The sequence below is a fragment of the Kitasatospora sp. NPDC088264 genome (assembly GCF_040685715.1).
Classification (GTDB): domain Bacteria; phylum Actinomycetota; class Actinomycetes; order Streptomycetales; family Streptomycetaceae; genus Kitasatospora.
On sequence record NZ_JBFBIR010000076.1, the window covers coordinates 22698 to 33059 of the forward strand.

Here is a 10362-nt window from a genome sequence, read left to right on the forward strand (position 1 = left end):
GCCCCCGCCCGGGAGAAGGGGAACCGTCAGAGCCGCTGCCCGAGCGCCCCGGCCAGCACCCCGGCGACCCTGGTCTGCTGCGCCTCGGTGAGATGCGGGTGCAGCGGCAGGCTGAGCAGTTCGCGGGCGGCCCGTTCGGCGACCGGGAACGCCCCCGCGCGGTGGCCGAGGTGACGGAACGCGGGCTGGAGGTGGACCGGGACGGGGTAGTGCACCCCGGCGCCGATCCCGGCGGCGCGCAGCGCGGCGAGGACGGCGTCGCGGTCCCGGCCGGGGCCGATCCGCACCGCGTACAGGTGCCAGACGTGCTCGTTGCCGGGCGCGGTACGCGGCAGGGTCAGGCCGTCGAGGCCGCCGAGCAGGGCGTCGTAGCGGGCGGCGGCGGCCCGGCGGGCGGCGTTCCAGGCGGGCAGCCGGCGCAGCTTGGCCCGCAGCACGACGGCCTGCAGCGCGTCCATCCGGGAGTTGAAGCCGAACCGCTCGTGCCGGTACTTCTCGCGCGCGCCGTGGTCGCCGATCAGCCGGACGGCGGTGGCGAGTTCGTCGTCGTCGGTGAGCACCGCCCCGGCGTCGCCGTAGCCGCCGAGGTTCTTGCCCGGGTAGAAACTGGTGGCCGCGATCCGCCCGTAGCCGGTGCGCCCGTGCTGCCGGGCGCCCTGGGACTGCGCCGCGTCCTCCACCACCGGCCGTCCGTCGGCCAGCTCCAGCAGCGGCCCCATCGGGGCGAGCTGGCCGTTCAGGTGGACGGGCAGCAGCGCGACCGCGCCGGGCAGCGCCCCGGCGGCCCGCTCGGGGTCGATCAGCAGGTGCGCCGGGTCGGCGTCGACCAGTACCGGGCGCAGCCCGGCCCGCTGTACGGCCCCGGCGGTGGCGACGAAGGTGTTGGCGGGCAGCACGACGCCGCCGCCGGGCGGCAGGTCGAGGGCGCGCAGGGCGAGTTCGAGGGCGTCGGTGCCGTTGCCGGCGCCCACGCAGTGCCGGGCGCCGGTGAAGTCGGCGTACTCCCGCTCGAAGCCGTCCACTTCGGGGCCCTTGACGTAGCCGCCGGAGGCGAGCACCCGGTCGAAGCCGGCCCGGACCTCGGCCGCGACCTCGGCGTGCGCGGCCGCCAGGTCGACCAGCGGGATCGGGTCGACCGGCGGGATGCCGGCGCTCACCGGGTGGCCGCCCGGTCCCCGGACCCCACCGGGACGGTGGCACCGCCGAGTTCGAGGCTGAGCGAGGCCGCCTCCAGCAGCTGGAGCACCCGCACCCCGGCCCGGCCGTCGGTGAGCGGGGCCCGGCGCTCGGTGATCGCGGCGGCGAACTCGGCCATCACGTTGCGCAGCGCCTCCTGCTCGACCAGCGCGGGCGCGACCATCTCGCCGACCCGGTAGGAGATCAGCGCCCGGTGCCGGATCGCGTCGGTCAGCTGGTCGGGCGGGGTGAGGTCGACGCCGCGGTCGTGCACGGCCAGCCGGGCCTGCGGGTTGAGGTCGTCCCAGACCAGGGTGCGCCGGGAGCCGCCGATCAGCGTGGTGCGGACCTTCGTCGGGGAGAGCCAGTTGACGTGGCAGTGGGCCAGCGCGCCGTTGCTCAGCCGGACCGTCAGGTACGCCACGCAGGCCCGGCCGGCGCCGATCGGGTCGGCGCCCTGGGCGGACACCCCGACCGGTTCGACGCCGGGCGGCAGCACGAAGTCGAGGATCGACAGGTCGTGCGGGGCGAGGTCCCACAGCACGTCCACGTCGGGCTGCACCAGGCCGAGGTTGATCCGCACCGAGTCGAAGAACTGGACGTCGCCGATCTCGCCGCCGTGCACCAGCTCGCGGATCCGGCGCACCACCGGGGTGTAGCAGAAGGTGTGGTCGCACATCAGCACCAGCCCGCTGCGCTCGGCCAGGTCGACGAGTTCGGCGGCCTCGGCGGCGGAGGTGGTGATCGGCTTCTCCACCAGCACGTGCTTGCCGGCCTCCAGCGCGGCCCGCACCAGCCGGTAGTGCGCGGCCGCGGGCGTGGCCACCGCGACGGCCCCGACCCGTTCGTCGTCGAGCACCCGCCGGTAGGAGCCGGTCGCCCGGACGGTGCTGTACTCCCCCAGCACGGTACGGGCCTTGGCCTCGTCCAGGTCGCACAGCCAGTGCAGCCGCAGCGCCGGGGTGTCCTGCGCGTTGCGGACCAGCTTCGGGCCCCAGTAGCCGGCCCCGACCACGGCGAGGCCCACCGGGCGTTCCGGCGCCGGCCGGGGCGGTTCGCCCGGCGTGGGCACGTGCCCGCCGGGCGCCTGGTTGGCGGCCTGCGCGTCCCAGGCCCCCGACCGCTGCCGTGGTCCGTTCCGACCGGGCTGCTCCGACGTCATCCACGAGCCCCTTCGCTCCGCCGCCAGGGCGGGCGCGGGCCCACCCCGGCGGCCCCAACGTCCGGCACGGGCACCGGGTCCGGGCCCGTCCGCGCGTCCGCGGACGGTCGGCCGGATCCCCTTCGGCCTCGCTGCCGGAACGGTACCGGCCGTGCCCCCGGCCCGGGGGTGGTTTCGGGAAATCGGCGGACAAGTCGTGACGACGGTGTGCGGATCCGGCCCCGGTCCGGCGAGGATCGGGTGACGGCCCGGCCGGTCCCGCACGGTCGTTCGTCCGCCCCCGCACCCCGGTTGTGCGGATGTCGGTGTCGTTTGACAGGCTTGCCCCGGACCGTCCCACCGGTCCTTCCGTCAGCGGGAACAGAGGAGGAGGACGACGCATGACCACCGGTGAGCCCGCGGGCCCGCCCGTGCTGCGCCACCACCGCGACAGCCTGCTGCCCGCCGTCGCCGCCGCCCTGTCGCTCAAGGGCGGCGAGGTGCACACCCTGGCCGGGGACAAGGACGCCCGACGGCCGGTCCTGCACCCGCTGGTCGGCGAGTTCCTGGACACGCTGCCCGTCGAGGCGCGCGAGCGGTTCACCGGCCGCTGCCCGGAGGCCGTCCTGCTCTCCCAGCACCTGGCCGCGGTCGACGGCCGGCGCTCCAAGCGCGCCGCCCGCAAGCCGATGACCCTGCACGAGGCCCGCAAGGCGCTCAAGGGCTCCCGGATGACGACCGTTCGCATCCGGGAGGAGGGCGACCCGGCGCACGGCACCCACGCCCCGCCGTGCCGTTCCTGCGCGCCGATGCTGGAGCACTTCACCGTGCAGAGCGTCGCCGTCGGGCCGCCCGCGCCCTGACCGCGCCCTCGTACGCCCCCTGTCCCCGAGCCCTGGAGTCCGCCCTGAACCCGCCCAGCCCGCCCCCGCCACCGCCGGCCACCCTGTCCGCCGCCCCCGCCGGGCGGGTTCGCCCGCGCTTCCCCGCCAACGTCGCCGCCGAGCTCAAGGCGGCCGGCTGGCACCCCGGCCGCTGGCAGATACGGCAGGCCGAGGAGTGGGCCGACGCCCTGGTCGGGTACGGCGGGCCGTCCGGCCTGCGGCACGCGGTGTTCCCGGCGGCGGTGGAGGCCTGGGCCGAGTTCGGCGGCCTCGCCTTCGACCTGGCCGGCCCGGGCCGCCAGCTGGCCCGCACCCCGTTCCTGATCGACCCGCTGTGCGGGCTGCACCAGCCGCGCACCCTGCTCGACCTCGGCCGCGCCCTGGGCACCCAGCTCGCCCCGCTCGGCGAGGAGGCGTACGGGCAGGCGCTGCTGGCCGTCGACGAGGAGGGCCGGGTCTACAGCCTGGACCACACCGGCGAGTGGTTCCTCGGGCACGGCATCGACCAGGCCGTCACCACCCTGGTCCTGGGCACCGCCCCGGAGCGGCTGCGCACCGCCGACGGATCCTGACGGCGGCCCGGCGGGCCCCGGGGCGGTCCGCCGACGCGCCCTGACCGCCGGGCCGGGCCTGGCGGCGCGTCACCGCAGCCGTTCGGCCCGGACCGCCAGCCGGGACGGCAGCACCGCCTCGACCCGGAACCCGCCGTCCGCCTCCGGCCCGGAGGAGAAGGTGCCGCCCAGCGCGATCACCCGCTCCCGCATCCCGACCAGTCCGTTGCCGCCGCTGGGCAGCTTCGCCGCGCCCCCGCCGCCGCCCGGGCAGGCGTTCACCACGCTCACCCGCACCCCGTTGGGCGCGTACGCGAGCAGGACGGACACCTGTGCGCCGCCCGCGTGCTTGTGCGCGTTGGTCAGACCCTCCTGGACGACGCGGTAGGCGGTCTGCTCGGCCTCGCCGGTGAACTCCTGCCGACTGCCGCTGACGGTCAGCGTCACCGCCATGCCGGCCGCCCGGGACTGGTCGACCAGCCGGGGCAGCCCGGCCAGCGAGTCCGGCTCCGGCTGGCGCTCGTCGTCCATCCGCAGCACGCCGAGGATCTCCCGCAGCTCGTTCAGCGCCTGCCGCCCGACCTCGCCCATCAGCTTGGCGCTCTGCGCGGCCTTCTCCGGGTCCTTGGCGACGATCCGTTCCAGCGCCCCGGCGTGCACCACCATCAGGGACACCCGGTGCGCCACCACGTCGTGCATCTCCCGGGCGATCCGGGTGCGCTCCTCCAGCCGGGCCCGGCGGGCGCGCTCCTGGGCCTGCTCGGCCAGCAGGTCCAGTTCGGTCTCCAGGCCGTGCGCGCGGTCCTTGAGCGAGTCGATCAGCCGCCGCCGCGCGCCCACGTACAGTCCGGTGACCACCGGCGGGACGGTCAGGCCGACGGAGACCAGCACCGCGATCAGCACCTGGCCCCAGAGCGGCGGCTGCTCCACCGCCGTGTCGCCGGGCGTCAGCATCGACACCATCATCACGGCGACGGTCTCGGCGAAGGCCAGTGCGGACAGCGCCACCACCCGCCAGCGCCGGGTGGGCCACTCCCAGGTCGCCGCCAGCGTGTACAGCGACACCACCAGCAGCAGGACGCCGAGCATCCCCGGCATCGCCACCAGGGTCACCAGCACCGGTACGGCCGGCCAGCGGCGGCGCAGCACCAGCGAACCGCCCGCCACCACGCCGAGCAGCGAGATGCCGGCCACCCCGGCGGCGTCCAGGTGCACCCGGCCGGAGAGGAAGGCGATCGCGCTGAGCGCGCACTCCAGCGCGGCGAGCACCGCCAGCCCGATGTCCAGGAAGGCGCTGCGAGGCCGCTCCCACCACCAGAACGACCGGACCTGCGCGCGCTCCCCAGGCGACTTGCTCATGGCCGACAGCCTAAGCGGCAACCCCCTCCCCTCCCCACCGGGATTGCCCCCGACACCTCGCCGCACCCTCAAGTGGTCCAGACCACATGCGGCCTGCGACGTCACTGTCCGCCATCCGGCCACCTCGCGGACAGCGACCGCCCCGACACCTATGCTGGTCGCGTCGGACAGCGCGGTCCGCACGCGTCACACCCGCCACACGCGGGCGGACCTGTGACGATGAGCCGTTGCCGAACCCCACCACCACAGGGAGCCAGCCGTGACCGCTCCGGTCCCCACCCCGGCGGACAGCCCCAATGTCCACGCCACCGGCCCAGTTGCCGACAACGCGGCCCTGCGTGCGGACATCCGCCGCCTCGGCGACCTGCTCGGCGAGACGCTGGTCCGCCAGGAAGGCCCCCAGCTACTGGGCCTGGTCGAACAGGTCCGCCTGCTCAGCCGCACCGACGGCGAGGCCACCGCCGAACTCCTCTCCGACATCGACCTGGACACCGCCGCCAAGCTGGTCCGGGCCTTCTCCACCTACTTCCACCTCGCCAACGTCACCGAACAGGTGCACCGCGGCCGCGAGTTCGCCACCCGCCGCGCCCGGGAGGGCTCGCTGCTCGCCCAGACCGCCGACCAGCTCGCCGAGGCCGACCCCAAGCACCTCGAGAACACCCTGGCCCACCTCGCGGTCCGGCCGGTCTTCACCGCCCACCCCACCGAGGCCGCCCGCCGCAGCGTCCTCAACAAGCTGCGCCGCATCGGCGAACTCCTCGACCGCATCCACCGCGAGGAGATCGCCGCCGGCCTCTCCCAGGCCGACCCGGCCCGCACCAGCAGCGCCCGCCGCCAGGCCGACCGCCGCCTCGCCGAGGTCATCGACCTGCTCTGGCAGACCGACGAGCTGCGCATCGCCCGCCCCGAGCCCACCGACGAGGCCCGCAACGCCGTCTACTACCTGGACGAGCTCTACCGCGACGCCGTCCCCCAGGTCCTGGAGGAACTGCACGAGGAGCTCGGCCGGGTCGGCCTGACCCTGCCCGACGGCGTCCGCCCGCTCACCTTCGGCACCTGGATCGGCGGCGACCGCGACGGCAACCCCAACGTGACCCCGCAGGTCACCTGGGACGTCCTCAACCTCCAGCACGAGTACGGCATCAAGGACGCCCTGGCCGCCGTCGACGACCTGCGCAGCACCCTCTCCACCTCCGAGCGGCTGGCCGGCGCCTCGGTCGAACTGCTCGCCTCGCTCAACACCGACCTGCACCAGCTCCCCGAGCTCAGCCCCCGCTACAAGCGGATGAACGCCGAGGAGCCCTACCGCCTCAAGGCCACCTGCGTCCGGCTCAAGCTGGAGAACACCCGCGAGCGGCTCGCCCAGGGCACCCCGCACGTCGAGGGCCGCGACTACCTCGGCACCCGCGAGCTGATCACCGACCTGCGGCTCATCCAGGACTCCCTGCGCTCCCACCGCGGCGAGCTGATCGCCGACGGCCGCCTCGCCCGCGCCATCCGCACCATCGAGGCCTTCGGCCTCCAGCTCGCCACCATGGACGTCCGCGAGCACGCCGAGGCCCACCACCACGCCCTCGGCCAGCTCTTCGACCGCCTCGGCGAGGAGGCCTGGCGCTACGCCGACATGCCCCGCGAGTACCGGCAGAAGCTGCTCGCCAAGGAGCTCCGCTCGCGCCGCCCGCTCGCCCCCACCCCGGCCCCGCTGGACGCCGCCGGCACCAAGACCCTCGGCGTCTTCAACACCATCCGCGAGGGCTTCGAGCGCTTCGGCGACGAGATCGTCGAGAGCTACATCATCTCCATGTGCCAGGGCGCCGACGACGTCTTCGCCGCCACCGTCCTGGCCCGCGAGGCCGGCCTGATCGACCTGCACGGCGGCATCGCCAAGATCGGCATCGTGCCGCTGCTGGAGACCACCGAGGAACTCCAGAAGGCCGACCTCATCCTCGACGAGATGCTGTCCGACCCCTCCTACCGGCTGCTCGTCTCGCTGCGCGGCGACGTCCAGGAGGTCATGCTCGGCTACTCCGACTCCTCCAAGTTCGGCGGCATCACCACCTCCCAGTGGGAGATCCACCGCGCCCAGCGCCGGCTGCGCGACGTCGCCCACCGCTACGGCATCAGGCTGCGCCTGTTCCACGGCCGCGGCGGCACCGTCGGCCGCGGCGGCGGCCCCTCCCACGAGGCCATCCTGGCCCAGCCCTGGGGCACCCTGGAGGGCGAGATCAAGGTCACCGAGCAGGGCGAGGTCATCTCCGACAAGTACCTGCTCCCCTCCCTCGCCCGGGAGAACCTGGAGCTGACCATCTCCGCCACCCTCTCCGCCTCCGCGCTGCACACCGCCCCGCGCCAGGCCCCCGAGGAACTGGCCCGCTGGGACGCCGCGATGGACCAGGTCTCCGCGGCCGCCCACACCGCCTACCGCGCCCTGGTCGAGCAGGACGACCTGCCGAAGTACTTCTTCGCCGCCACCCCGGTCGACCAGCTCGCCTCGCTGCACCTGGGCTCCCGCCCGTCCCGCCGCCCCGACTCCGGCGCCGGCCTCGACGGCCTGCGGGCCATCCCGTGGGTCTTCGGCTGGACCCAGTCCCGCCAGATCGTCCCCGGATGGTACGGCGTCGGCTCCGGCCTCGCCGCCGCCCGCGCGGCCGGCCTCGGCGGCGTGCTCGACGAGATGCACGGCCAGTGGCACTTCTTCCGCAACTTCCTGTCCAACGTCGCCATGACGCTGGCCAAGACCGACCTGCGGATCGCCCGCCACTACGTCGAGCAGCTGGTGCCCGCCGAACTGCACCACGTCTTCGACCAGATCGTCGCCGAGCACGACCTCACCCTGCGCGAGGTGCTCCGGCTCACCGGCGAGGGCGAACTGCTGGAGCACAACCCGGTGCTCAAGCAGACCTTCACCGTCCGCGACGCCTACCTCGACCCGATCTCCTACCTCCAGGTCGCGCTGCTGCGCCGCCAGCGCGATGAGGTCGCCACCGGCCGCCACGAGGACCCGCTGCGCGCCCGCGCGCTGCTGCTGACCGTCAACGGCATCGCCGCCGGCCTGCGCAACACCGGCTGACGCCACCGCGCGTACGGGACGGGGCCGCCGTCCGCCCTCCGGGGTGGGCGGCGGCCCCGTCCCGTACCGGAAGGGTTCGGGGCACGCGAAAGGGCCGGCGCCCGTGGGCACCGGCCCGGTGTCGTGCTCATCGCCCGGGCGGCCAGGCCCCGGACACGGCCTACTCGCCCGGCTCGCCCGCGCGCCGGCGCTTCAGCCACAGCGCGGCGCCGCCGGCCGCGACCACCAGGCCGCCACCGACCGCCAGCAGCCCGGCGTCCGTGCCCATCGAGTCACCGAGCAGCGGCCCGAACTGCGCCGCCGCGGGATCCGCGGAGACGCCCGGATCCGGCTCGGCCACCGCGTCCGCGTGCGCCACCGCGCCGCCCGAGAGCAGCACCCCGGCCGCCCCCAGCGCACCGGCCGTGCCGACCCGCCGTCCGAACTGCTTCAGTCGGACCACCCGGAGCCGCCGCAGTCGGCGGACCGGACGAAAACCCCGCATCGAGAACTCCCCAGGACTCGTTCGCGTACCAGGCCGACGCTATCCGATCCCGCACAGGGTTCTCACACGGATTCAGGTTTGGACCGTCAAGCGTTGTACGACTGTTGCGTAACACCACTCCCGGACTTGATGGAGCGTCAGGAGTTGTAGGTGCCCTGCGCCCGCTCCAACCCCTCGGACAGCAGCGCCTCCACCGCGTCCGCCGAGCGGTCCACGAACCACTCCAGTTCCTTGCGCTCGGCGCCGGAGAAGTCCTTCAGCACGAAGTCCGCGACCTCCATCCGGCCCGGCGGCCGACCGATCCCGCACCGCACCCGGTAGTAGTCCGGCCCCAGCGACTTGGTGATCGACTTCAGCCCGTTGTGGCCGTTGTCCCCGCCGCCCAGCTTGAGGCGCAGCGCCGCGTAGTCGATGTCCAGCTCGTCGTGGACGGCGACCAGCGCCGAGGCCGGCGCCTTGTAGAAGTCCCGCAGCGCCGTCACCGGCCCGCCGGAGAGGTTCATGAACGACATCGGCTTGGCCAGCACCACCCGGCGGCCGGACAGCCGTCCTTCGGCCACCTGCGCCCGGCTCTTGTGCGCCTTGAACTTCGCGCCCATCCGCTGCGCCAGCAGGTCCACCACCATGAACCCGATGTTGTGCCGGTTCCGGGCGTACTGCTCGCCCGGGTTGCCCAGCCCCACCACCAGCCAGGGGCCCTCGTACTCGTCCGCCATGCCCTCTCTCCTCCTGTGCGCGCTCTACGTCATCTTCCCGGACACACCGCTGCCCCGGCCGCTCCGAGGGGAGCGACCGGGGCAGCGGTCACAGCTGGTGGGGCGAGGCTCAGGCCTCGGCGCCCTCGGCCTCGGCGGCCTCGGCCGGGGCGGCCTGGGCACCGATGACCTGCAGCACGACGGCGTCGGCGTCGACGGCCAGGGTGACGCCGGCCGGCAGGGCGATGTCCTTGGCGAGGATGGAGGCACCGGACTCCAGGCCCTCGACCGAGACGGTGACCGACTCGGGCAGGTGGGTGGCCTCGGCCTCGATCGGCAGCGCGTTGAGGACGTGCTCCAGCAGGTTGCCGCCGGGGGCCAGCTCGCCCTCGGTGAGGACCGGGATCTCGACGGTGACCTTCTCGCCGCGCTTGACCAGCAGCAGGTCGACGTGCTCGATGGTGCGCTTGATGGCCTCGCGCTGCACGGCCTTGGGCAGCACGTACTCGTCCTTGCCCTCGATCGGCACGACCAGCAGGGCGTTCGGGGTCTTGAGCGCCATCATCAGGTCGTGGCTCGGCAGGTTCAGGTGAACCGGGGCGTGGCCGTGGCCGTAGACGACACCGGGGACGAAGCCGGCACGGCGGGCGCGACGGGCGGCACCCTTGCCGAACTCGGAACGGGTCTCAGCGGCGATGCGGATCTCGGACACGACTGCACTCCTCGGGAAGACTGGCGCGGGGGTGCAGGCAACGCGAAAAACCGCCGGGGCCACACCCTCAGTACGTTCGGGGGTCACTCGGCGGTAACGGCCTCTGCCGACGGACGGAAATCCGACACCGGCAGCGCGTCGATCACGGAGCGGGCACCCGGCAAGCAGGCACACGGCATCCCTCGCCGAGCAGTTTCACGAGTCTAACCGCATGAACGGCCTCCCGTGAAATCGGCGGCGGCGCGCCGCCGCCCCCCCGCCGCGCCGCCCCCCCGGCGGGCGGGGCGCGG

Annotated in this window: 9 protein-coding genes; 3 read left to right on the forward strand and 6 right to left on the reverse strand. The window is 74.4% G+C overall.

The annotated features are described in order from the left end of the window. Nucleotides 1–26: 26 nt before the first annotated feature. A complete protein-coding gene (locus AB0O82_RS34740) occupies nucleotides 27–1157 on the reverse strand; it encodes a DegT/DnrJ/EryC1/StrS family aminotransferase (RefSeq protein ID WP_363588389.1) in 1131 nt (376 codons plus the stop codon). Next, nucleotides 1154–2338: a Gfo/Idh/MocA family oxidoreductase gene (locus AB0O82_RS34745; RefSeq protein ID WP_363588391.1), complete on the reverse strand. Its 1185-nt coding sequence runs from the start codon at nucleotides 2336–2338 to the stop codon at nucleotides 1154–1156. Before AB0O82_RS34745 ends, AB0O82_RS34740 begins: the two co-directional genes overlap by 4 nt. 380 nt (nucleotides 2339–2718) lie before the next feature. Between AB0O82_RS34745 and AB0O82_RS34750 the strand changes: the two genes are divergently transcribed. Both AB0O82_RS34750 and AB0O82_RS34755 read left to right on the forward strand, forming a co-directional pair. Then, a complete protein-coding gene (locus tag AB0O82_RS34750) occupies nucleotides 2719–3180 on the forward strand; it encodes a YwqJ-related putative deaminase (protein ID WP_350877742.1) in 462 nt (153 codons plus the stop codon). 83 nt (nucleotides 3181–3263) lie between these two features. Beyond that, nucleotides 3264–3773, forward strand: a complete 510-nt coding sequence (locus tag AB0O82_RS34755) for an SUKH-3 domain-containing protein (protein WP_363588402.1) — start codon at nucleotides 3264–3266, stop codon at nucleotides 3771–3773. A gap of 69 nt (nucleotides 3774–3842) precedes the next feature. On the opposite strand, the gene AB0O82_RS34760 is transcribed toward AB0O82_RS34755, so the two are convergent. After that, nucleotides 3843–5111 carry a histidine kinase gene (locus AB0O82_RS34760; protein ID WP_363588394.1) on the reverse strand — a complete coding sequence of 423 codons (1269 nt, stop codon included), beginning with the start codon at nucleotides 5109–5111 and terminating at the stop codon, nucleotides 3843–3845. Nucleotides 5112–5445: 334 nt separating this feature from the next. On the opposite strand from AB0O82_RS34760, the gene ppc reads away from it, so the two are divergent. Continuing rightward, a complete protein-coding gene (gene ppc, locus AB0O82_RS34765) occupies nucleotides 5446–8181 on the forward strand; it encodes a phosphoenolpyruvate carboxylase (RefSeq protein ID WP_363588404.1) in 2736 nt (911 codons plus the stop codon). A gap of 160 nt (nucleotides 8182–8341) precedes the next feature. Here ppc and AB0O82_RS34770 read toward each other — a convergent pair whose 3' ends face one another. From AB0O82_RS34770 to AB0O82_RS34780, 3 genes are all read right to left on the reverse strand, one after another. After that, nucleotides 8342–8665: a hypothetical protein gene (locus tag AB0O82_RS34770; protein ID WP_350877739.1), complete on the reverse strand. Its 324-nt coding sequence runs from the start codon at nucleotides 8663–8665 to the stop codon at nucleotides 8342–8344. Between the two features lie 137 nt (nucleotides 8666–8802). Further along, nucleotides 8803–9381 (reverse strand): aminoacyl-tRNA hydrolase, encoded by a 579-nt coding sequence (pth, locus tag AB0O82_RS34775; protein ID WP_063348046.1) that lies wholly within the window; start codon nucleotides 9379–9381, stop codon nucleotides 8803–8805. Nucleotides 9382–9490: 109 nt separating this feature from the next. Beyond that, nucleotides 9491–10072, reverse strand: coding sequence for a 50S ribosomal protein L25/general stress protein Ctc (locus AB0O82_RS34780; protein WP_363588396.1), 582 nt, complete (start codon nucleotides 10070–10072; stop codon nucleotides 9491–9493). Nucleotides 10073–10362: the final 290 nt, after the last annotated feature.